This is a genomic window from Pseudomonas sp. RGB, from assembly GCF_007713445.1.
In the GTDB taxonomy this organism is placed as follows: domain Bacteria; phylum Pseudomonadota; class Gammaproteobacteria; order Pseudomonadales; family Pseudomonadaceae; genus Aquipseudomonas.
Genome location: NZ_VMSH01000001.1, coordinates 182,721 through 205,608 on the forward strand (window position 1 = coordinate 182,721; position 22,888 = coordinate 205,608).

At 60.9% G+C, this 22,888-nt stretch carries 22 protein-coding genes and 1 riboswitch; of the genes, 11 read left to right on the top strand and 11 right to left on the bottom strand.

Going from position 1 to position 22,888, the window contains the following annotated elements; translation table 11 throughout:
* Positions 1–26: 26 nt before the first annotated feature.
* From fba to tkt, 6 genes are all read right to left on the bottom strand, one after another.
* Entirely contained in the window at positions 27–1,091 is a 1,065-nt protein-coding gene (gene fba / locus FPT15_RS00815) for a class II fructose-bisphosphate aldolase (RefSeq protein ID WP_003177554.1), read from the bottom strand.
* A 268-nt stretch (positions 1,092–1,359) separates the two neighbouring features.
* Complete coding sequence (locus FPT15_RS00825) at positions 1,360–1,692, bottom strand: MliC family protein (protein WP_119737525.1); 333 nt, start codon at positions 1,690–1,692, stop codon at positions 1,360–1,362.
* A gap of 62 nt (positions 1,693–1,754) precedes the next feature.
* Positions 1,755–1,982, bottom strand: a complete 228-nt coding sequence (locus FPT15_RS00830; RefSeq protein ID WP_145157625.1) for a hypothetical protein — start codon at positions 1,980–1,982, stop codon at positions 1,755–1,757.
* Between the two features lie 29 nt (positions 1,983–2,011).
* Positions 2,012–3,175, bottom strand: a complete 1,164-nt coding sequence (locus FPT15_RS00835) for a phosphoglycerate kinase (protein ID WP_106575625.1) — start codon at positions 3,173–3,175, stop codon at positions 2,012–2,014.
* A gap of 17 nt (positions 3,176–3,192) precedes the next feature.
* Complete coding sequence (epd, locus tag FPT15_RS00840) at positions 3,193–4,248, bottom strand: erythrose-4-phosphate dehydrogenase (protein WP_145157628.1); 1,056 nt, start codon at positions 4,246–4,248, stop codon at positions 3,193–3,195.
* Positions 4,249–4,385: 137 nt separating this feature from the next.
* Positions 4,386–6,383 (bottom strand): transketolase, encoded by a 1,998-nt coding sequence (tkt, locus tag FPT15_RS00845; RefSeq protein WP_145157631.1) that lies wholly within the window; start codon positions 6,381–6,383, stop codon positions 4,386–4,388.
* A 257-nt stretch (positions 6,384–6,640) separates the two neighbouring features.
* Here tkt and FPT15_RS00850 point away from each other — a divergent pair, with 257 nt between their 5' ends.
* The 5 genes from FPT15_RS00850 (at position 6,641) to FPT15_RS00870 (ending at position 11,370) form a co-directional block, all read left to right on the top strand.
* Positions 6,641–7,636 (top strand): metalloregulator ArsR/SmtB family transcription factor, encoded by a 996-nt coding sequence (locus FPT15_RS00850; protein WP_145157633.1) that lies wholly within the window; start codon positions 6,641–6,643, stop codon positions 7,634–7,636.
* Between the two features lie 19 nt (positions 7,637–7,655).
* Complete coding sequence (metK, locus tag FPT15_RS00855) at positions 7,656–8,846, top strand: methionine adenosyltransferase (protein WP_099234792.1); 1,191 nt, start codon at positions 7,656–7,658, stop codon at positions 8,844–8,846.
* Positions 8,847–8,897: 51 nt separating this feature from the next.
* The gene (locus tag FPT15_RS00860) at positions 8,898–9,146 is read left to right on the top strand and encodes a hypothetical protein (RefSeq protein ID WP_256676332.1); all 249 of its coding nucleotides are present in this window, start codon (positions 8,898–8,900) and stop codon (positions 9,144–9,146) included.
* A 95-nt stretch (positions 9,147–9,241) separates the two neighbouring features.
* The gene (ligB, locus tag FPT15_RS00865; protein ID WP_145157635.1) at positions 9,242–10,906 is read left to right on the top strand and encodes an NAD-dependent DNA ligase LigB; all 1,665 of its coding nucleotides are present in this window, start codon (positions 9,242–9,244) and stop codon (positions 10,904–10,906) included.
* 68 nt (positions 10,907–10,974) lie between these two features.
* Positions 10,975–11,370 (top strand): DUF1090 domain-containing protein, encoded by a 396-nt coding sequence (locus FPT15_RS00870; RefSeq protein ID WP_145157637.1) that lies wholly within the window; start codon positions 10,975–10,977, stop codon positions 11,368–11,370.
* Positions 11,371–11,376: 6 nt separating this feature from the next.
* Here FPT15_RS00870 and FPT15_RS00875 read toward each other — a convergent pair whose 3' ends face one another.
* Positions 11,377–11,826, bottom strand: coding sequence for a cytochrome c (locus FPT15_RS00875; protein WP_145157640.1), 450 nt, complete (start codon positions 11,824–11,826; stop codon positions 11,377–11,379).
* A 127-nt stretch (positions 11,827–11,953) separates the two neighbouring features.
* Here FPT15_RS00875 and FPT15_RS00880 point away from each other — a divergent pair, with 127 nt between their 5' ends.
* Positions 11,954–13,138, top strand: coding sequence for a murein transglycosylase A (locus tag FPT15_RS00880; protein WP_145157643.1), 1,185 nt, complete (start codon positions 11,954–11,956; stop codon positions 13,136–13,138).
* A 281-nt stretch (positions 13,139–13,419) separates the two neighbouring features.
* Here the strand turns inward: FPT15_RS00880 and FPT15_RS00885 are convergent, their stop codons facing one another.
* Complete coding sequence (locus FPT15_RS00885) at positions 13,420–13,806, bottom strand: MAPEG family protein (RefSeq protein WP_106575634.1); 387 nt, start codon at positions 13,804–13,806, stop codon at positions 13,420–13,422.
* Positions 13,807–14,001: 195 nt separating this feature from the next.
* Here FPT15_RS00885 and FPT15_RS00890 point away from each other — a divergent pair, with 195 nt between their 5' ends.
* Positions 14,002–15,261, top strand: coding sequence for a sodium:proton antiporter (locus FPT15_RS00890; protein ID WP_145157646.1), 1,260 nt, complete (start codon positions 14,002–14,004; stop codon positions 15,259–15,261).
* 41 nt (positions 15,262–15,302) lie between these two features.
* Here FPT15_RS00890 and FPT15_RS00895 read toward each other — a convergent pair whose 3' ends face one another.
* From FPT15_RS00895 to FPT15_RS00905, 3 genes are all read right to left on the bottom strand, one after another.
* Positions 15,303–15,509: a hypothetical protein gene (locus FPT15_RS00895; protein WP_178119642.1), complete on the bottom strand. Its 207-nt coding sequence runs from the start codon at positions 15,507–15,509 to the stop codon at positions 15,303–15,305.
* A 178-nt stretch (positions 15,510–15,687) separates the two neighbouring features.
* On the bottom strand, positions 15,688–16,572 hold the full coding sequence (locus tag FPT15_RS00900) for a formate/nitrite transporter family protein (protein ID WP_145157649.1): 885 nt from the start codon (positions 16,570–16,572) through the stop codon (positions 15,688–15,690).
* A 76-nt stretch (positions 16,573–16,648) separates the two neighbouring features.
* The gene (locus tag FPT15_RS00905) at positions 16,649–17,053 is read right to left on the bottom strand and encodes an acyl-CoA thioesterase (protein ID WP_064454506.1); all 405 of its coding nucleotides are present in this window, start codon (positions 17,051–17,053) and stop codon (positions 16,649–16,651) included.
* Positions 17,054–17,251: 198 nt separating this feature from the next.
* Positions 17,252–17,358: riboswitch (S-adenosyl-L-homocysteine riboswitch) on the top strand.
* Positions 17,359–17,379: 21 nt separating this feature from the next.
* On the opposite strand from FPT15_RS00905, the gene ahcY reads away from it, so the two are divergent.
* The 4 genes from ahcY (at position 17,380) to FPT15_RS00925 (ending at position 22,843) form a co-directional block, all read left to right on the top strand.
* Complete coding sequence (gene ahcY / locus FPT15_RS00910) at positions 17,380–18,789, top strand: adenosylhomocysteinase (protein WP_145157652.1); 1,410 nt, start codon at positions 17,380–17,382, stop codon at positions 18,787–18,789.
* Between the two features lie 178 nt (positions 18,790–18,967).
* Positions 18,968–19,813, top strand: coding sequence for a methylenetetrahydrofolate reductase [NAD(P)H] (metF, locus tag FPT15_RS00915; RefSeq protein WP_145157656.1), 846 nt, complete (start codon positions 18,968–18,970; stop codon positions 19,811–19,813).
* Between the two features lie 130 nt (positions 19,814–19,943).
* Positions 19,944–20,735: an ABC transporter substrate-binding protein gene (locus FPT15_RS00920; protein WP_145157659.1), complete on the top strand. Its 792-nt coding sequence runs from the start codon at positions 19,944–19,946 to the stop codon at positions 20,733–20,735.
* A gap of 221 nt (positions 20,736–20,956) precedes the next feature.
* Complete coding sequence (locus FPT15_RS00925) at positions 20,957–22,843, top strand: DEAD/DEAH box helicase (RefSeq protein ID WP_145157662.1); 1,887 nt, start codon at positions 20,957–20,959, stop codon at positions 22,841–22,843.
* Positions 22,844–22,888: the final 45 nt, after the last annotated feature.

Here is a 22,888-nt window from a genome sequence, read left to right on the forward strand (position 1 = left end):
CGGGCTTTTGTTTAAACGCCTGAGGCTCAGTTCACCTTAGCGTTCAACTCGCCTTTCAGGTAACGCTGGTACATCGCTTCCAGAGAGATCGGCTTGATCTTCGAAGCATTACCGGCCGTACCGAACGCTTCGTAACGAGCGATACACACGTCACGCATTGCGGTCACGGTGGCACCGAAGAATTTACGTGGATCAAATTCGCTCGGGTTGGTGGCCATCAGGCGACGCATTGCGCCGGTGGACGCCAGGCGCAGGTCGGTGTCGATGTTGACCTTGCGCACGCCGTACTTGATGCCTTCGACGATTTCTTCAACCGGCACGCCGTAGGTTTCTTTGATGTCGCCACCGTACTGGTTGATGATCGCCAGCCACTCTTGCGGCACCGAGGAAGAACCGTGCATCACCAGGTGGGTGTTCGGGATGCGTTTGTGGATTTCCTTGATGCGGTCGATGGCCAGCACGTCGCCGGTAGGCGGCTTGGTGAACTTGTAAGCGCCGTGGCTGGTGCCGATGGCGATGGCCAGGGCGTCAACTTGGGTCTTTTTCACGAAGTCAGCGGCTTCTTCCGGGTCGGTCAGCATCTGGCTGTGATCGAGCACGCCTTCAGCGCCGATGCCGTCTTCTTCGCCGGCCATGCCGGTTTCCAACGAACCCAGGCAGCCCAGCTCGCCTTCAACCGAAACGCCGCAGGCGTGAGCCATGGCCACGGTTTGTTGGGTCACGCGTACGTTGTACTCGTAGTCGGTTGGGGTCTTGCCATCTTCGCCGAGGGAGCCGTCCATCATCACCGAGCTGAAGCCCAGTTGGATGGAGCGCTGGCACACGTCAGGGCTGGTGCCGTGGTCCTGGTGCATGCACACCGGGATGTGCGGGAATTCTTCGATGGCGGCCAGGATCAGGTGACGCAGGAAGGGGGCACCGGCGTATTTGCGGGCACCGGCCGAAGCCTGAACGATCACTGGGGAGTCGGTCTTGTCAGCGGCTTCCATGATGGCGCGCATCTGCTCAAGGTTGTTGACGTTAAAGGCTGGGACGCCGTAGCCGAACTCGGCTGCGTGGTCCAGCATTTGACGCATGCTGATAAGTGCCATTGTGTTGTCTCTCCCGATCGTGGGTCGTTAATCGTGCAAGCCTGCCGTAGCGGCGGCTGCTATTCAAGTTATTGCAGATCAAGGGGTTAAGGCTTGGCCTGCTGAATCGTTATTGCAGTGTCGGACCTGACACAAGCTCCAATTTGAAACCCGGTCAATGTGGGAGCTGGCTTGCCTGCGATGGCGATTTGTCTGTCGACATCCTCGGTAACTGACCCACCGTCATCGCGGGCAAGCCCACTCCCACATTTGATGTTCATTGGGCTCACTACTGGGCCTTGCAGCCTCGCCCAATCAAATCATCGGTGGCGACCCAGTAAATCAGGCCTTCCTCACCTTTTTGGTGAAACGCCAACTGGTCGTTGCTGTACAGCACGCCCGAGGCAGCAACGTCCTGTTTAAGACGATAAACCTGGTCCGAACCGCCGAGGCGTACATCCACCTCGGAACGTGCCTGGTTGGCAAAGCGCCAGTTGACCTCGGCCTTGCTGTCGCACGTCCAGGTGGTCCACTTGTCGGCCGGCTCTGCCTTGTTGAACATGTTCATGCTGCTGCAGCCGGCCAACAAGGCCAGGGCTGCCAGGGCGAAAACGCCTTTCATTGCCAATCCTCGAACGGCGACCCAAAAGGCCGCCAAAGCTGTCGGTTAGTTGATCAGACCCGTCAAGGGCAACCCTGTTCCTGACCGTTGGGCGCGGCGTCGTATTGCTCCAGCCGCTCGTTGCCGATGCGCTTGTTGATCACCGGCATGGTTTCGGCTTGCCAGTCAGCCTGGTAGCAGCTCTTTTTCTGCGTAGGCGCAGGCTCTGCAGACGCAGGCTTCGCGCTTGGCGTGCTGCCGCAGCCGGCCAACAGGCCCGCTGCGATCACCAGTGCCAACGACTTGATCATGGGAATACTCCTTTTCCGGATCACGAGCCTTAGCCTTTGGCTCGAGTTTCCAGCACTTCAACGGCCGGCAGCACTTTGCCTTCGACGAATTCGAGGAACGCGCCGCCACCGGTAGAAATGTAGGAGATCTGGTCAGCAACGCCATATTTATCGATGGCCGCCAAGGTGTCACCACCGCCGGCGATGGAGAATGCCGAGCTTTCAGCAATGGCGTGGGCCAGTACTTTGGTGCCGTTGCCGAACTGGTCGAACTCGAACACGCCAACCGGACCGTTCCACAAAATGGTCTTGGACGACTTCAGCAGTTCAGCGAAGTTGGCTGCGGTTTGCGGGCCGATGTCCAGGATCATGTCGTCGGCGGCCACGTCAGCGATGAGCTTGACGGTGGCTTCGGCGCTCTCAGCGAATTCCTTGGCAACCACTACGTCCACCGGCAGCGGCACGCTGACTTTGGCCGCGATGGCGCGCGCGGTGTCGAGCAGGTCCGGCTCGTACAGGGACTTGCCCACCGGGTGGCCGGCTGCGGCCAGGAAGGTATTGGCAATGCCGCCGCCAACGATCAATTGGTTGCAGATCTGGCTCAGGCTGTTGAGCACGTCGAGCTTGGTGGAGACTTTGGAACCGGCCACGATGGCCGCCATTGGCTGCGCCGGAGCGCCCAGGGCCTTGCCCAGTGCATCCAGTTCTGCGGCCAGCAGCGGGCCGGCGGCGGCGACTTTGGCGAACTTGGCCACGCCGTGGGTCGAACCCTCGGCGCGGTGCGCGGTGCCGAAGGCGTCCATCACGAACACGTCGCACAGGGCCGCGTATTGCTGAGCCAGTTCGTCGCTGTTCTTTTTCTCGCCTTTGTTGAAGCGCACGTTTTCGAACAGCACGATATCGCCTGGCTTGACGTCAACGCCGCCCAGGTAGTCAGCCACCAGCGGCACGTCGCGGCCCAGGGCCTTGCTCAGGTAGTCGGCTACCGGCTTGAGGCTGTTTTCGGCGGAGAACTCACCTTCGGTCGGACGACCCAGGTGGGAGCAGACCATCACGGCCGCGCCTTTTTCCAGGGCCAGCTTGATGGTCGGCAGCGAGGCCAGGATTCGCGCATCGCTGGTGACAACACCGTCCTTGACTGGGACGTTGAGGTCTTCGCGAATCAGTACGCGCTTACCTTGCAGATCGAGGTCGGTCATCTTCAACACGGTCATGGGTCGCAGTTCCTGAATTACTGTTGAGGTTGTGTGGAGGCGATGTGCAGATAATGTTCGGCAACATCCAGCATTCGGTTGGCAAACCCCCATTCGTTGTCGAACCAGGCCAGGATGTTCACCAGCCTGGGGCCGGAAACGCGGGTCTGGCTGGCATCGACAATCGCCGAATGCGGGTCATGGTTGAAATCGCAACTGGCATGCGGCAACTCGGTGTAGGCCAGCAAACCCTTGAGCGGGCCGCTGGTGGCGGCGTCGCGCAGAATCCGGTTGACCTCCGTCGCGTCAGTGTCGCTGACAGTCTGCATGGTGATGTCCAGGCAAGACACGTTCACCGTCGGCACCCGTACGGCTTTGGCTTGAATTCGCCCGGCAAGTTCCGGTAACAATCTTTCGATACCTCGCGCCAGGCCGGTAGACACCGGAATCACTGACTGGAAGGCCGAACGCGTGCGGCGCAGGTCTTCGTGGTGATAGGCGTCGATGACCGGCTGGTCGTTCATCGCCGAGTGAATCGTGGTGATCGACACGTAATCCAGGCCAATCGCCTGATCCAGCAGGCGCAACAGCGGCACGCTGCAGTTGGTGGTGCAGGAGGCGTTGGACACCAGCAGCTCGTTGCCGGTCAGGCAATCCTGGTTGATGCCATAGACGATGGTGGCGTCGACATCCGCCTCGCTGGCCATCGGCTGGGAAAACAGCACACGCGGTGCGCCGGCGTCGAGAAAGCGCTGGCCATCGGCACGGGTGTGGTAAGCGCCGGAGCATTCCAACACCAGGTCGACGCCCAGCGCCGCCCAGTCGATGCCCTCGGGAGTGGCACTGCGCAGGACTTTCACGCAGTCGCCATTGATATGCAGACAGTCGCCGTCTACGCGCACTTCGCCGGGAAACCGGCCGTGGGTGGAGTCAAAGCGTGTCAGGTATTCGATGCTGGCCATGTCGGCCAAATCGTTGATCGCAACAATTTCAAACCCTGCCGCCGCCCCTCGCTCAAACAGAGCACGCAAAACGCAACGACCAATGCGGCCGTAGCCGTTGAGTGCAACTTTGTAGGGACGCGGTTGGGGCATGGGGTTCTCGATCAATGTTAGTTCGGTGTTGAATGTTCTGACGCCATCGCGGGCAAGCCCGCTCCCACCTTAGACCGAGATCGAATGTGGGAGCGGGCTTGCCCGCGATAGCGCCAGTACAGACAACGCAGACTGACTTAGTCTTCCAGCAGTTCTTCAGCCTGACCCAGGATGTTTTCCAGGGTGAAACCGAACTCTTCGAACAACGCTGGCGCCGGCGCCGACTCACCGTAGGTGGTCATACCGATTACGCGGCCTTCCAGGCCCACGTACTTGTACCAGTAGTCGGCGTGAGCCGCTTCGATAGCGATACGCGCGCTGACCTGCAACGGCAGAACCGATTGCTTGTAGTCGGCGTCCTGGGCTTCGAACAGACTGGTGCACGGCATGGACACAACGCGCACGTTGCGGCCCTGGGCAGTCAGCTTGTCGTGGGCCTGAACGGTCAGACCGACTTCGGAACCGGTGGAGATCAGGATCAGCTCCGGCTCGCCAACGCAGTCCTTGAGCACGTAGCCACCACGGCTGATCGCAGCGATCTGCGCGTCGGTACGCACTTGGTGCTGCAGGTTCTGACGCGAGAAGATCAGCGCCGAAGGGCCGTCCTTACGCTCGATGGCGTGCTTCCAGGCCACGGCGGATTCGACCGCGTCGGCTGGGCGCCAGCAATCCAGGTTCGGCGTGGTACGCAGGCTGGTCAGTTGCTCGACCGGCTGGTGCGTCGGGCCGTCTTCGCCCAGGCCGATGGAGTCGTGGGTGTACACATGGATCACGCGTTTCTTCATCAGCGCGGCCATACGTACGGCGTTGCGCGCGTATTCCATGAACATCAGGAAGGTCGCGCCGTAAGGCACCAGGCCGCCGTGCAGGGACACGCCGTTCATGATGGCGCTCATGCCGAACTCGCGCACGCCGTAGTACATGTAGTTGCCGCTGGCGTCTTCGGCCGAGACACCCTTGCAACCTTTCCACAGGGTCAGGTTGGAACCGGCCAGGTCAGCCGAACCGCCGAGAATCTCCGGCAGCAACGGGCCAAAGGCGTTCAGGGTGTTCTGGCTGGCTTTACGGCTGGCGATGGTCTCGCCCTTGGCCGCCACTTCGGCGATGTAGGCCGAGGCTTTTTCCGAGAAGTCGGCAGGCAGGTCACCGGCCAGGCGACGCACCAGTTCGTTGGCCAACTCTGGGAATTCGGCGGAGTAGGCCGCAAAACGCTGGTCCCACTCGGCTTCGGTCGCCAGGCCTTTTTCCTTGGCGTTCCACTCGGCATAGATGTCAGCCGGGATTTCGAACGGGCCGTGGTTCCACTTCAGCGCTTCACGGGTCAGGGCGATTTCCGCGTCACCCAGTGGGGCGCCGTGGCAGTCTTCTTTACCTTGCTTGTTCGGCGAGCCGAAACCGATGGTGGTCTTGCAGCAGATCAGGGTCGGCTGCTCGCTCTTGCGCGCGGTGTCGATGGCGGTCTTGATCTCTTCCGGATCGTGGCCGTCGACGTTGCGGATCACTTGCCAGTTGTAGGCTTCGAAACGCTTCGGGGTGTCATCGGTGAACCAGCCTTCGACTTCGCCGTCGATGGAGATGCCGTTGTCATCGTAGAAGGCAATCAGCTTGCCCAGGCCCAGGGTACCGGCCAGGGACGCCACTTCATGGGAAATGCCTTCCATCATGCAGCCATCACCCAGGAACACATAGGTGTGGTGGTCGACGATGTTGTGACCAGGGCGGTTGAACTGCGCGCCCAGGACTTTTTCAGCCAGTGCGAAGCCAACAGCATTGGCCAGGCCTTGGCCCAGGGGACCGGTGGTGGTCTCGACGCCTGGGGTGTAGCCGAATTCCGGGTGACCCGGGGTGCGGCTGTGCAACTGGCGGAAGCTCTTGAGGTCATCGATGGTGACGTCGTAGCCGGTCAGGTGCAGCAGCGAATAGATCAGCATCGAGCCGTGGCCGTTGGACAGCACGAAGCGGTCACGGTCGGCGAACGACGGGTTGCTCGGGTTGTGTTTCAGGTAGTCACGCCAAAGTACCTCGGCGATATCCGCCATGCCCATCGGGGCACCGGGATGGCCGCTGTTGGCTTTTTGCACGGCATCCATGCTGAGGGCACGAATGGCGTTGGCACGCTCACGACGGCTGGGCATCGCTGATCTCCTGGGGTTGCTTAAAAGAAACGGAAAAAAGGATCGGCATTTTCCCTCAGCCACCGCCTGCGGGCAATCACAGATAGTCACTTGAGGTGTTTTTCCTGCGCTTTGCCCGCCAATCGCTTGCAGAAAAGCCTGACTGCTTCGTCTAAAGGTTATAGCGGGTGCTTATAACTACCGATTATCGACCAATATCAAAACTTTTTGATATTGGCCTTGCGGGGATATCCACCCGTCACTAGACTGCTGGCCTTATGAACCTACCCGTGCCCTCCCTGCGTCCTGACGACGGCGACGACCTGGCAGCCTTATGCAAGGCCGCTGGTGATCCGTTACGTCTGAACGTGTTGCGCGCGCTGGCCAACGATTCTTTCGGCGTACTGGAACTTGCGCAGATCTTCGCCATTGGCCAGTCCGGCATGAGCCACCATCTGAAGGTCCTGGCCCAGGCTGACCTGGTGGCCACCCGCCGCGAAGGCAATGCGATTTTTTACCGTCGCGCCCTGCCCCACACCGAGCTGCTCGGCGGCAAACTGCACGCCGCGCTGCTGGAAGAGGTGGACAGTTTGGGCCTGCCCGGCGACGTGCAGTCACGCATCAGCCAAGTTCATGGGCAACGCGCTGCTGCCAGCCAGGATTTTTTCTCACGGGTCGCCGAGAAGTTTCGCGCCCAACAGGACTTGATCGCCGGCTTGCCGCAATACCGCGAAAGCGTACTGGCGCTGTTGGACAAACTGGGCTTCAGTCATTCGGCCACGGCGCTGGAAGTGGGCCCTGGCGATGGCGGTTTCCTGCCGGAGCTGGCGCGCCGCTTCAAGCAGGTGACGGCGCTGGACAACAGCCCGGCGATGCTCGAACTGGCGCGCCAGTTGTGCGAGCGCGAGGCGCTGGGCAATGTCAGCCTGCAGCTGGCGGACGCGTTGAATGACACAAACCTGCGGGCCGATTGCGTGGTGTTGAACATGGTCCTGCACCATTTCGCCGCCCCCGCCGACGCCCTCAAGCAGATGGCAAATTTGCTGCAACCCGGCGGTAGCCTGCTGGTCACAGATTTATGCAGCCACAACCAGAATTGGGCCAGGGAGGCCTGCGGTGATCTCTGGTTGGGTTTTGAACAGGACGATCTGGCCCGTTGGGCCACCGCTGCGGGACTCGTTCCCGGGGAAAGCCTCTATGTAGGTTTACGTAATGGTTTCCAGATTCAGGTCCGCCATTTTCAGCGGCCGGCTGGCGACACTCACCATCGGTAAATATCAGGAAAACATCGAGATGAGCGAATACTCCCTTTTCACCTCCGAGTCCGTGTCTGAAGGGCATCCGGACAAAATCGCCGACCAGATTTCTGATGCGGTGCTGGACGCCATCATTGCTGAAGACAAGTTCGCCCGTGTGGCGTGCGAGACTCTGGTGAAAACGGGCGTGGCGATCATCGCCGGTGAAGTCACCACCACCGCGTGGGTCGATCTGGAACAGATCGTCCGTGACGTCATCACCAAGATTGGCTACAACAGTTCCGACGTCGGCTTCGACGGCGCGACCTGCGGCGTGATGAACATCATCGGCAAGCAGTCGCCCGACATCAACCAGGGCGTGGACCGCGCCAAGCCTGAAGATCAGGGCGCTGGCGACCAGGGCTTGATGTTCGGCTATGCCAGCAACGAAACCGAGGTGCTGATGCCGGCGCCGATCACCTTCTCGCACCAGCTTGTGCAACGTCAGGCCGAGGCTCGCAAAAACGGCCTGCTGCCGTGGCTGCGCCCGGATGCCAAATCCCAGGTGACCTGCCGTTACGAAGGCGGCAAGGTCGTGGGTATCGACGCCGTTGTACTGTCGACCCAGCACAACCCGGACGTGTCCTACGCCGACCTGCGCGAAGGCGTGATGGAGCTGATCGTCAAGCACGTGCTGCCGGCCGAACTGCTGACCAAGGACACCCAGTTCCACATCAACCCGACTGGCCAGTTCATCATCGGTGGCCCGGTGGGCGACTGCGGCCTGACCGGCCGCAAGATCATCGTCGACAGCTACGGCGGCATGGCCCGTCATGGCGGTGGCGCGTTCTCGGGTAAAGACCCATCCAAGGTTGACCGTTCGGCGGCCTACGCCGGTCGTTATGTGGCCAAGAACATCGTCGCGGCCGGCTTGGCCGAGCGTTGCGAGATTCAGGTTTCCTACGCTATCGGTGTGGCCCAGCCTACGTCGATCTCGCTGAACACCTTTGGTACCGGCAAGATCAGCGACGACAAAATCGTCAAGCTGGTGCGCGAGATCTTCGACCTGCGCCCTTACGCGATCACCACCATGCTTGACCTGCTGCACCCGATGTACCAGGAAACCGCAGCCTACGGCCACTTCGGCCGTACCCCTGCGCAGAAGACTGTCGGCGACGACACCTTCACCACGTTCACCTGGGAAAAAACCGACCGCGCCAACGACCTGCGCACTGCCGCCGGCCTGTAAGCACGCGCTCCCCCAAAAGCCCCGCCGGGTTCGCCCGGTGGGGCTTTTTTATTGCCTGCGCGACAGGCATCACACGTCTGGCGCCCTGAGCACTCAACGGGCGGCAAATCCGGGGATTGCCAGCCGCAAGCCAACAACGACTTACTGAGCGTGCAGGCTTTTAACGCCGCACAAGAGCAGGTCAAAAGTTGTAACAAACTGGCCGACGCCCAAGCCAAAGCCGACGCCAGGCAGCAAACACAGGAAGCCAAGATGGATAAAAACGACGCAGTGAAAGCGTTGGGCGATCTGTTCAAGTAGTTCGAAACACCCGGTAAAAAGCCCCGCACTGTCGGGGCTTTTTTGTGGCCGCCTGGATCACTTAGGCTGGGCGCCCCTTCCGAGCAAGGATGCTCATGATGCGTTTATTGATTGCTCTGTTACTCAGTGCCTTGCCCTTTCTGGTGTGGGCAGAAGACTGTCCCGAGGACGCCCGGTCACAGGTCAGCGCGCTGGCCAGGCAGATCACGCTGTGGGATGACAGCTACCACCGGCTCGGCCAATCCCCGGTCAGCGATGAACTCTACGATCAGGCGCGCCACCGCCTGGACCACTGGCGAACGTGTTTCCCCAACAACAGCCTGACGGCTGACAAGCCACTCGCCAGCTCGCGGGGCACACGGCCTCACCCGGTCGCGCATACCGGCCTTGAAAAGTTATTGGATGAGCGGGCGGTCGATGACTGGCTCAGGACCCGGCAAGACGTATGGATTCAACCCAAGGTCGATGGTGTTGCGGTGACGCTGGTCTATCGTCAGGGCAGGTTGAGCCGGCTTATCAGCCGAGGTGACGGACGCCTCGGCCAGGATTGGTCGACCGCCGCACGCCGGATCCCCGGCATTGTCCAGCAACTGCCGGAGCCCATCGACCTGGTGCTGCAGGGCGAACTCTATTGGCGCCTCGACGCTCATGTGCAGGCGACACAAGGCGGGCTGAATGCTCGCAGCAAGATAGCCGGGCTGATGAACCGCCTTCAGTTGAGCGACACCGATGCCGCGGGGATCGGGCTTTTTGTCTGGGCCTGGCCCGACGGCCCGACCGACTTCAACGAGCGCCTGAACACCCTGGCACGCTGGGGCTTCACCGATAGCCATCGCTACAGCCAGCGCATTCAAAACATCGCTGAAGCCTCACACTGGCGCAGTCACTGGTACAACCACCCGCTGCCTTTTGCCAGCGATGGCGTGGTATTGCACCAGGCTGTGCATGCGCCCGCCAAGCGCTGGCAAGCCAGTGCCCCCTACTGGGCGGTCGCCTGGAAATACCCGGCCGCCAAGGCGCTCGCGCTGGTGCGTAATGTGCGGTTCAACATCGGCCGCACCGGGCGCATTACGCCCATTCTTGAGCTGGAACCGGTGCGACTGGATGACCGGCACATTCACCGCGTGAGCGTCGGCTCCCTGAAACGCTGGCAAGTGCTGGATATCCGCCCCGGCGATCAGGTGTCCATCAGCCTTGCCGGCCATGTGATCCCCCGGTTGGAGCACGTGATCCTGCGCAACGAAAACAGGGTGGAAGTACGAGCGCCCGATGCCCGAGACTTTCACGCCTTGAGCTGCTGGCAACTGGACCCCGGTTGCGAGGAGCAATTGCTGGCCCGCCTGACCTGGCTGAGCGGCAATCAAGGCCTGGCCATGCCGCATATTGGCCGCGAAACCTGGAACATATTGATCCAGGCCGGTCTAATCGCCGGCATTCTCGATTGGTTGACCCTGGATGCGGCAGAGCTTGCTAACATTGACGGCTTAGGCGAACGCAGCCGCGCGCGGGTGCTCGAAAGCATTCAAAACGCTCGGCAACGTCCCTTTGCACAATGGCTCAAAGCCTTGGGTGTACCGCCCTCGGCACGTAACGACCTGGACGGCGGCTGGCAGACCCTGGCCGCCAGAGACACCCAGGCCTGGCTGGCCACCGATGGCATCGGCCCGGGCCGCGCAGCGCAATTAAGCGCCTTTTTTCGCGACCCGCAGGTACAGGCGTTGGCTCAGACACTCCGCGAGGCGGGGATAGACGGGTTCTAACCTGGACCGACCACTTTTTAACCAACGGCAGAATTCATCCTGCCATTTGATTGCACCCTGGAGCCTTTATGAAATTTCTTGCCCCTTTTGCCTTGTTAACGGTTGCAAGCTTCATGGCGACACCTTTGCTGGCCGCCGAAGAGGTGCCGGAACTCACCGGCTGCGCCGCCAAGCGCCAAGCCATCAGCACTCAGATCGAGCAAGCCAAGGCACACGGCAACAGCGAACAACAGGCTGGCCTTGAAAAAGCCCTGAGCGAAGTCACCGCCAACTGCACCGATGCATCCCTGAGAAAAGAACGCGAAAACAAGGTGCTCGACGCCAAGCACGAAGTCAGCCGCCGTCAGGCCGACCTCGACAAGGCGATGAAAAAGGGTGACGCGGACAAGATCAACAAGCGTAAGGACAAGTTGGCGCAGTCACGCAAAGAGCTGCAGGACGCTGTTGAAGAACTCGACCAGTAAACCCGGTCAGTGATCCCGAAACTGCTTATGGCAAGCCGTGCAGGCATCTTCGACTTTCTGCACCGCAGGCCCCAGGTTGCTGGCTTTGTAAGGCTGCACCTGGCTGGCGATCACCAGTTCACCGGTGGCCGTTTCAAGGTTTCGGGCCAACGCCTGGAACCGTGCCTGTTGTTGCCACACGCTGTCCTTGGCGCTGGTGTGATCTTCTTCGCGCACGCTCGGGAAATGCTTCCAAGGCTCGTGGGACAACGCATCAAGCTTGACCGCGCCTTCGGCGAACTTCGCGCCATCAAAAGGGATGCGCCCACGCAACATGCCGCCCAGGTCTTCACCGGTCTTGAGCATTTGCTTGAAGATTGCCTTGCGCTGACCCAGAGGTGAATTCGGATCAACACCGCCACAGGCGGATAACGTCAGGCAGGCCAGCAATACAACGGTCAGTGTTTTAAAAGTCATGATGGCTTCAGGTCACGGGAACGGCGGCCAGTATCCTCGCCCCGCCCGTAAAGACCAATAGCCCTATTAATAATAAGGGTTGCCCAAACGTGCTGCGGCGCGGGCAATCGCTTCAGGAAGTATTTGTATGAATGTCACCTTGAAACCCTGGAGCCGCCGCCTGGCGTGGGCTCTGCCGATCATTGCACTGCTGGCCGGCTGCGATGGCAACAAAGACGCCGGCAAAGATGAAACCGTTAAACCCCATGCTGTCGCCACGTATGTGAGTGCACCGTGGGAAGCGCTGCCGGCTGTTTCCGACAGCGACCTGCTCGCCGGGTTTGAATCCTGGCGCAGCGCCTGCCAACGCCTGAAGGCCGACCCGATCTGGGGCGCGACCTGTGCAGCAGCGACCACCGTGCCGGGCAACGCCCCGGCAGTGCGCAGCTTTCTCAAGGAGCGCCTGGATGTGTTCGGCCTGCGCTCGGCCGACAACACGCCGAACGGCCTGATCACCGGCTACTACGAACCGGTCTACCCCGGCAGCCTGACCGAAACCGCCACCGCCCATGTGCCGGTGTACGGCGTGCCGGATGACCTGATCATCGTCAACCTGGAAAGCATCTACCCGGAACTCAAGGGCAAGCGCCTGCGCGGCCGCCTCGAAGGGCGCGTGCTCAAGCCTTATGACGACGCCAGCACCATCAACGGCCAAGGCTCCACTGCCAAGCCGATCGCCTGGCTGACCAACCCGATGGACCTGCAGTTCTTGCAGATCCAGGGCTCGGGCCGCATTCAACTCGCCGGCGGGCGCCAACTGCGTGTGGGGTATGGCGACCAGAACGGCTACCCGTACCGCCCGATCGGCCGTTGGCTGGTAGAGCAAGGCGAGTTGAAAAAAGAAGACGTGACCATGGGCGCCATCAGCGCCTGGGCCAAGGCTAACCCGCAACGCATTCCACAACTGCTGGCGAGCAACCCCAGCTACGTGTTTTTCAGCGCTCGCCCGGACAGCAATGAAGGCCCGCGCGGCTCACTGAATGTGCCGCTGACGGCTGGCTACAGCGTGGCGGTGGATCGCAAGGTGATTCCGCTGGGCAGCCTGTTATGGCTGTCGACCACCCAACCTGACGGCTCGCCCATTGCCCGGCCCGTGGCCGCACAGGACACCGGCGGTGCAATCACCGGCGAAGTGCGCGCAGACCTGTTCTGGGGCACCGGTGATGCAGCGGGCGAGTTGGCGGGGAATATGAAGCAGCAGGGCCAGATCTGGATGCTGTGGCCTAAAGGCGCAGCGTTGCCGCAGGTGCCGGATGCGCCTGCCGGCACCTGAGTGGTTTCTGATAGACGCGATTCATGGTGTTGAACAGGCCCGTGTGGCCAGCAGACTTGTGGCCAAGCGGGCTTGGTGTGGCGAGCGGGCTTGCCCCGCGTTGGGCTGCGAAGCAGCCCCAATACAAGCGCCGAGCTCTTTCAGGAAGAACTGGGTGTCCGATTTTAGGGCCGCTTCGCGCCCCAACACGGGGCAAGCCCGCTCGCCACACCAAGCCCGCTCGCCACAACAAACTGGATCGGCACAACAAACTGGCTCACACGAGGAAATCGCATCAGGCCTTAGATCGAGACAAAAAAGAAACTCGCGATCAATGCCATGCCCAATGCCCAGACCAGCGAACGCAGCATCGCCCAGTCTGCCAGGTAGCAAATGATGTACAGCAGCCGACTGGTGATAAACAGCACCGCCAGCACATTGATGGTCACCAGTGATGCCGTGCCGGCCAAGTGCGCAATGATCACTGCCGCCGCAAATGCCGGCGTCACTTCGAAGCTGTTGAGTTGCGCACTGTGAGCGCGTTTGGCGAACCCATCGAGCGTGTCCAGGAAAGCCCGAGGGTCATGGTTCTGCCGAGGCCCGAACTTGCCGCCGCTGAACTTGGCCACACCCGTGCACAGATAAGGCAGGAAAATTGCGATCAACACACACCAGAAAGCCACCGTCATCACCGATTCCTTTTGTAGTTTTAGCCAGCGGTTAGAGTTTTAGCACTAAAAATGCCACACCGCACTTAACCGCTATGAACCGCGCCACCGCCAAAGGTTCTACCGGCCTTTTGCCCTATGGCCTGCAACATCCCGCCGCTGCTGCGGTCCATCCACCCATTAACCAACGCTCACTTCACCTTCCAAGGACCCCGGATGCTTGAACTTGTCGCCGCCTTCATTTGCCTCACTACCCTGCTCACGTATGTGAACTTCCGTTTTATCGGCCTGCCGCCCACCATCGGCGTGATGGTCACTGCCCTGCTGTTCTCACTGATCCTGCAAGGCCTGAGCTTCATCGGCTACCCAGGCCTGGAGGAGCGTATTCAGCAATTGATCGGCCAGATCGACTTTGGCGATCTGCTGATGAACTGGATGCTTTCGTTCCTGCTGTTCGCTGGCGCCTTGCACGTCAACCTGAATGACTTGCGCAGTTATCGCTGGCCCATCGGTCTGTTGGCAACCTTCGGCGTGTTGATTGCCACCGTGGTCATCGGCAGCCTGGCGTTCTACATCTTTGCCCTGTTCGGCTGGCACGTGAGCTTCCTCTACTGCCTGCTGTTCGGCGCGCTGATCTCGCCTACCGACCCGATTGCGGTGTTGGGCGTGCTGCGAACGGCCAATGCATCGAAACCGCTGAAAACCACCATCGTCGGCGAATCGCTGTTCAATGACGGCACCGCGGTCGTGGTGTTTACCGTGCTGTTGGGCATCGCGCAGTTGGGTGAAACGCCAACCGTCGGCGCCACGGCCATGCTGTTCGCCCATGAAGCGATTGGCGGGGTGGTGTTCGGCGGGCTGATCGGCTACCTGGTGTACTTGATGATCAAAAGCATCGAGCAGCACCAGATTGAAGTGATGCTGACCTTGGCGCTGGTGATCGGCGGCTCGGCGTTGGCCACCGAGCTGCACGTCTCGGCACCGATTGCGATGGTGGTTGCCGGCCTGATCATCGGTAACCTGGGCCGCAAGCTGGCGATGAACGACATGACCCGACGCTACCTGGACGGTTTCTGGGAATTGCTCGATGACATGCTCAACGCGCTCCTGTTCGCGTTGATCGGCATGGAGCTGTTGCTGTTGCCGTTCAACTGGCTGCACGTATTGGCGGCCAGTTTGCTGGCGGTAGCGATCCTGCTTTCGCGCCTGCTGACCGTGGCCCCGGCGATCCTGTTGCTGCGCCGCTGGCGCACCGTACCGCGCGGCACTATCCGCATCCTTACCTGGGGCGGCCTGCGTGGCGGGGTGTCGGTAGCATTGGCACTGGCCTTGCCGTTGGGGCCGGAGCGCGACTTGTTGCTGAGCATCACCTACATCGTGGTGCTGTCGTCGATCCTGCTGCAGGGTTTGAGCATCGGCAAGCTGGTCAAACACGTGACCAAGGATGAACCGGCTCCGCAGACCGAGACCCACTGATGGACGCGGGCGGCGAACTGACTTCGCCGCCCGCATTACGGTCAGAGGGTCTGCACGATGATCTGGCTTTTCAGGTCATTGAACATCGCCTCGATCATCGGCTGCATCGCCTTGAACCACGCAGGGCTGCACACTGCTTCGGGATGACTGAACGCCAGGGTGCGGGAAACCAGTACGGTGTTGCCGCTGCGCTCGTAACGGGCGTCGTAGGTAACATCCGCGCCCTTAAGCGAAACGGTCTTGGGCACCTTGAGTATTCTTTTCGATGGTCAACGAGCGATCCGCCGCATCGTCCTTGGCCTACGCGAACACGCCCAGCGCCACGATCAGCGCGCCCCCTTAAAAAAGGGGAAACCCGCATTAAGATCCTTCTTTCATGAATGGAAGCCGCGCAGCGACTTTGCCATTCATTTATGACGAATCGGCTTACCGCTCTTTGTTGACCTGCTGGGGGTGGCGCGGGTCTGCGGTCTCGCCCGGCAGACTGTTTTCGCTGCGAATCTGTGCGTGGCTGATCAGCGCAAAGATGAAACTGCCGCCGATGATGTTGCCGGCCAGCGTCGGGCCGGCGAACACCAGCCAAAAATCCTTCCACGGCAGTTCGCCCGCAAACACCAGGTACGAGACTTCCGCCGAACCGACGACGATATGGGTGAAGTCACCCAGCGCCATCAGGTAGGTGATCAGGATGATGATGAACATTTTCGCGCTTTCCATGGACGGGATCATCCACACCATGGTGGCGATCATCCAGCCGGAAATAATGCCCTTGGCGAACATCTGACCGGTGTCGTTTTCCATGACTTTGCGACCGATTTCGAGGAAGGCCATGTCAGTCTTGGTATCGAAGATCGGCAAATGCAGCATCACATACGCCACCAGCAAGGTGCCGCACAGGTTGCCCACCAGCACCACTGCCCACAGGCGCAGCAAGCGTGCAGCGTTGGCCAGAGTTGGCTTGCTCATTACCGGCAGCACGGCGGTCAGGGTGTTTTCGGTAAACAACTGCTGACGGGCGAGGATTACCGCCAGGAAACCTGCGCAGTACCCGAAACTGGCGATCACTTTGAATCCTTCACCGTCCGGTAGCCGCGAATTGAGCAGGCCCATGCCCATCAACGACAGGCCCATCGTCAAGCCGGCGGCCAGCGCCGACCACCACAATGCGGCCACGGTGCGCTCCAGTTCCTGGTCGCCCTGGGTGCGGATGATTTCATGCAGAACCGCCGCGCGGGGCGGCTGATTCTTGTCGACGTCGTGCTGTTCTTCCTGCGACAGGTTAGGGGTCTTGCCGTCTGCTTGCGTAGCCATGGTGATACCTGAACGGGGGGCGTTGTTCAGGTACGACCTTTGACCTATCAATAGCGTTCACTGGCCAGCGACAGGATTAGTCCTTGATGCCGTCTTCCTGGAACTGGTCCTTCACGTACTTGATCTCAGTGCGACCGTGGGGCGCCGGCAAGCCGTCTTCGCCGAGGTTGACGAAGACCATTTTTTCTACGGTCAGGATGCTTTTGCGCGTGATCTTGTTGCGCACTTCGCAGGTCAGGGTGATCGAGGTGCGGCCGAACTCGGTGGCGGTGATGCCCAGCTCGATGATGTCGCCCTGGCGCGAGGCGCTGACGAAGTTGATTTCGGAGATGTACTTGGTCACCACCCGCTGGTTGCCCAATTGCACAATCGCGTAGATGGCCGCTTCTTCGTCAATCCAGCGCAGCAGGCTGCCGCCGAACAGGGTGCCGTTGGGGTTGAGGTCTTCGGGTTTTACCCATTTGCGGGTGTGGAAGTTCATGGTCACTCCAAAGCGCGTTGCGAAATGATGGGCAACATCATGGCAGAGCCCGGGCCCAAGCTCTATGAGCCATTGCCTATCAAGCCCATGAGCGATCTTCATATGCCCGACAGAAAGGCTTGGGAAGTCTGGCGCACACAGCTATAATCGCCACCGCTTCAAAACGGTCATCTGTGATTGATACCGTTCTCCCGCCACCTGTCCGAGGGGCGCTGCAGCAGGCTCGACCTGTCAGGCTCGGATGGGGCGTTGTCAGGCCTGGTTTATCGGGTTTGATACTAAACGCACAACGGCGCCCATTCGCACACTACGAATGGAGGCTCTTCATGAGCGCTGTAATCTCGCCTGCAGGTTTTACCGACTACAAAGTCGCCGACATGTCCCTCGCTGCCTGGGGCCGTCGCGAAACCTTTATCGCCGAATCCGAAATGCCTGCCCTGATGGGTCTGCGTCGCAAATACGCCGCTGAGCAACCGCTCAAAGGCGCGAAGATTCTCGGCTGCATCCACATGACCATTCAGACTGCCGTGCTGATCGAAACCCTGGTTGCCCTGGGCGCCGAAGTGCGTTGGTCGTCCTGCAACATTTTCTCGACTCAAGACCAGGCCGCTGCTGCTATCGCTGCTGCCGGCATCGCGGTTTATGCCTGGAAAGGCGAAACCGAAGAAGAGTACGAGTGGTGCCTGGAGCAAACCATCCTCAAAGATGGCAAGCCATGGGACGCCAACATGATCCTCGACGACGGCGGCGACCTGACTGAGCTGCTGCACAAGAAATACCCGCAGATCCTCGACCGCGTCCACGGCGTGACCGAAGAAACCACCACCGGCGTGCACCGCCTGCTGGACATGCTGGCCAAGGGCGAGCTGAAAATCCCGGCCATCAACGTCAACGACTCGGTGACCAAGAGCAAGAACGACAACAAGTACGGCTGCCGTCACAGCCTGAACGATGCCATCAAGCGCGGCACCGACCACCTGCTGTCGGGCAAGCAAGCCCTGGTGATCGGCTACGGCGACGTGGGCAAGGGTTCGTCCCAGTCCCTGCGTCAGGAAGGCATGATCGTTAAAGTCTCCGAAGTTGACCCGATCTGCGCCATGCAAGCGTGCATGGACGGTTTCGAAGTGGTTTCGCCGTTCATCAACGGCCAGAACGACGGCACCGAAGCGAGCATCGACAAGGCCCTGCTGGGCAAGATCGACCTGATCGTGACCACCACCGGTAACGTGAATGTGTGCGACGCGAACATGCTCAAAGCCCTGAAAAAGCGCGCTGTGGTGTGCAACATCGGTCACTTTGACAACGAAATCGACACCGCTTTCATGCGCAAGAACTGGGCATGGGAAGAAGTGAAGCCGCAGGTACACAAGGTTCACCGTACCGGCGCCGGTGACTTCGATCCGCAGAACGACGACTACCTGATCCTGCTGGCTGAAGGCCGTCTGGTTAACCTGGGCAACGCCACTGGCCACCCAAGCCGCATCATGGACGGCTCGTTCGCCAACCAGGTTCTGGCGCAGATCTTCCTGTTTGGCCAGAAGTACGCCGACCTGTCGCCAGCCCAGAAAGCCGAGCGCCTGACCGTGGAAGTACTGCCCAAGAAACTCGACGAAGAAGTGGCCCTGGAAATGGTCCGCGGCTTCGGCGGCGTGGTGACTCAACTGACCAAGACCCAGGCCGACTACATCGGCGTGACGGTTGAAGGTCCGTTCAAGCCGCACGCTTACCGCTACTGATATGCCTGCTGCCTGCTCCCCTTGTGGGAGCGGGCTTCTAATGTAGGAGGGGGCTTGCGCCCGATAGCGGAATGTCAGTTAACAACTATGTCGACTGATACATCGTCATCGGGGGCAAGCCCCCTCCCACATTGACGGCGTACATCTTCCGGTTTTATGAGTTCCCAAGGGTATTACCATGTCCCAAGACCGTCGCTACAGCTTCGAGTTCTTCCCGACCAAGACCGATGCTGGGCATGAAAAACTGATGGCGACTGCCAAGCAGTTGGCCAGCTACAACCCCGACTTCTTCTCCTGCACCTACGGCGCCGGCGGTTCGACCCGTGATCGCACGATCAACACCGTGTTGCAGCTGGAAAGCGAAGTCAAAGTTCCCGCCGCTCCGCACTTGTCGTGCGTGGGCGACAGCAAAGCCGACCTGCGCGGCCTGCTGACCCAGTACAAGCAAGCCGGCATCAAGCGCATCGTCGCCCTGCGTGGCGATTTGCCGTCCGGCATGGGCATGGCCAGCGGTGAGCTGCGCTACGCCAATGACCTGGTGAGTTTCATCCGTGAAGAAAGCGGCGATCACTTCCATATCGAAGTGGCGGCGTACCCGGAGATGCATCCCCAGGCACGCAATTTCGAAGACGATCTGCGGAACTTCGTGCGCAAGGCCAACGCCGGCGCCGACAGCGCGATCACCCAGTACTTCTTCAACGCCGACAGCTACTTCTACTTCGTCGAGCGTGTACGGGCCATGGGTGTGAACATCCCGATCGTGCCGGGCATCATGCCGATCACCAATTACAGCAAGCTGGCGCGTTTCTCCGACGCTTGCGGCGCTGAGATTCCGCGCTGGGTGCGCAAGCAACTGGAAGCCTACGGCGACGACGTCAAAAGCATCCAGGCGTTTGGCGAGCAGGTCATCACCCAGATGTGCGAACAACTGCTGCAAGGTGGCGCACCAGGGTTGCACTTCTACACCCTGAACCAGGCCGAACCGAGCCTGGCCATCTGGAACAACCTCAAGCTGCCACGCTGAGGCTTGCTCCGTGACTCAAAGGCCCTCGTCAATACGAGGGCCTTTTTGTTTTAAATGCGCCACATCAACGTGGCCGCGAATGCGTGTGCCAGCGCTTCTCTTTAGCGCAAGAGCGTCGTAACCTCAGGGCATGCCTGTCATTCTCAAGTTGTTGACTGCTGTGTTTTTTACTTGCCTGAGCCTCACCGCTTTCGGTGAGAAACTGCGCATTGTCACCGAGCCCTGGGCCCCCTACGTCTACGACGACAAGGGCAGCATGCGCGGGCTCGATTACGAAACCACGGTAACCGTGTTCCAACGCCTGGGCGTGGACGTGCAATGGCAATTCCTGCCCTGGAAGCGCTGCCTGGCGATGCTCGACCAGGGCAATGCCGATGGCGCGCTGGACATCTTTCACAGCCATGAGCGCGACGCCTTGCTGCTTTACCCCAGCGAGCCGCTGTCGGATGTCGAGTTCGTGCTGTTCTACGCCAACGACCGCCCTCATCCGGCCGAAACCCTCGATGATCTGCGCGGGCTCACCGTCGGTACATCCCCGGGCTACCTCTACGGCGAAGATTTCAGCGAGTCGACCTTGTTCAACCGCGAGCCGGCGCCCAGCCATGAGGCCAACTTCGGCAAGCTGTCGCTGGGGCGCATCGATCTGGTCATTACGGACCGCCGAGTGGGCCAGCATGTGATCAAGGCCATGGGCCTGGAAGGCAAGGTCAGCCAGGCGCCCGCGGTGGTCAGCCGCCAGCCGCAGTTTCTCGCGGTGCGCCGTGGCGCCGGCATGGATTTGCTGGTGCAGCGCTTCGCCGCCGAGCTCAAGCGCTTCAAACAAGAGCCGGCTTACGCCGCCTTGAGCGCAAAATACGGTGGAATCCAGGCCATTACGGCCTCTGAACACACCGTTGAGCAGCAGGAAAGCAGCGCGCCGTGATTGCTCTGTTATACTCCGGCCTTTCCGCCAGGCTCACGCCCGGCCGCTGAGGTCTTGAAAAAGGCACCTAACCCAGCTACTGCGCAGCTTTCAGCCCGCGCGAGCCGGTGGAGTGCCCGCCAGACGCAGCAGGACCGGACGGGGTTGCGCTCCCCTAAGCGCCATTCACGCCCGGCAAGATTATCCCTTTGGGCCAAGCCCTAACTAAAACAGGATTACTCATGTCCTTTGCTTCCCTCGGTCTCTCCGAGGCTTTAGTCCGCGCCATCGAGGCAGCGGGCTATACCGAGCCTACTCCGGTGCAACAGCGGGCCATTCCCGCCGTGTTGCAAGGTCGCGACCTGATGGTTGCGGCTCAGACAGGTACTGGTAAAACCGGTGGTTTCGCCCTCCCGATTCTGGAGCGCTTGTTCCCCAACGGTCACCCGGACAAATCCCAGCGTCACGGCCCGCGCCAGCCGCGCGTACTGGTCCTGACCCCTACCCGCGAACTCGCCGCCCAAGTGCACGACAGCTTCAAGCTGTATGCCCGCGACTTGAAGTTCGTCAGCGCCTGCATCTTCGGCGGCGTCGGCATGAACCCACAGGTTCAGGCCATGTCCCGCGGTGTTGACGTGCTGGTCGCCTGCCCGGGTCGTTTGCTCGACCTGTGCGGCCAAGGCAGCGTTGACTTGTCCCACGTGGAAATCCTCGTGCTGGACGAAGCCGACCGCATGCTCGACATGGGCTTTGTCCATGACGTGAAAAAGGTCCTCGCCCGCCTGCCGGCCAAACGTCAGAACCTGCTGTTCTCGGCAACGTTCTCCCAGGACATCACCGCCCTGGCCGGCAAGCTGCTGCACAACCCGGAACGTATCGAAGTCACGCCGCCGAACACCACGGTCGAGCGGATCGAGCAACGCGTATTCCGCCTGGCTGCCAGCCACAAGCGTGCGCTGCTGGCCCACCTGATCACCGCCGGCGCCTGGGAACAAGTGCTGGTGTTTACCCGCACCAAGCACGGCGCCAACCGCCTGGCCGAGTACCTGGACAAACACGGCCTTACCGCCGTCGCCATCCACGGCAACAAGAGCCAGAACGCGCGCACCAAAGCCCTGGCCGATTTCAAGGCCGGTGAAGTGCGCATCCTGGTCGCCACCGACATCGCCGCGCGCGGCCTGGATATCGACCAGTTGCCGCACGTGGTCAACTTCGAGCTGCCAAACGTCGACGAAGACTATGTGCACCGTATCGGCCGTACTGGCCGTGCCGGTCGCTCGGGCGAGGCCATTTCGCTGGTCGCCCCGGACGAAGAAAAACTGCTGAAAAGCATCGAGCGCATGACCAAGCAGAAAATCGCCGACGGCGACCTGATGGGCTTCGATGCCAGCGCCGTAGAGGCTGAAAAGCCTGAAGTGCGCGAGCGTCCGGATGTGCGTAACCCACGCAACCCACGCGGTCCGAAGGGCGATGGCCCGAACGGCGGCGGTGGTGGCGGTGGCCGTCGCGACAAAGGCAAGGACAAGGGCGGCAAGGAAAAAGCGCCCACCAACGGCCGTGGCGAACGCCCAGCCCGTGAGCAAAAGCCCCGTGAAGGCACCCCGGCCCGCGAACAGCGCCAGCCAAGCCAGCCGCCACGCGCCGCCGCCGACCGCGCCCCGGACGAGTTCCTCGACGACGACGTGGATAACTTCGGTAACCGCGTTGACTACGTGCCTCAGGCCAAACCGGCCCAGGGCCGTGGCCGTCGTCCAGGTGCACCGGCACAGGGTGCAGGCGCAGGCGCTCCACGTGGCGGCCAGCCGCAGGGCGGCCGTCAGAATGGTCCGCGCAACAGCAGCGGCGGCACCACCGGCACGCCACCTGCCAAACGCAGCGGCCCACGCAATGGCGCACCGCGTGACGGTCAAGCCCGTCGCGAAGACTCGCGCAGCAACAACCGCCGCCCGGCCCGTGACGACCAGCCACGCTCGTCCGAACCTGCCGTGCAGAACCCGCGCGGTGGCCCGGCGCCGAAAATCATCCACAAGGAGTCGAAGGCTGACCGCTTCCCGACACCCGAGCAGTTGGATCAACTGCCTGGCCGTCCTCGTGGTGAAAAACCAGCGTTGCTGACCCGCAACCGCTGATTTTCAACGCGCCATAAAAAATGCCCCGCATCCAAAGATGCGGGG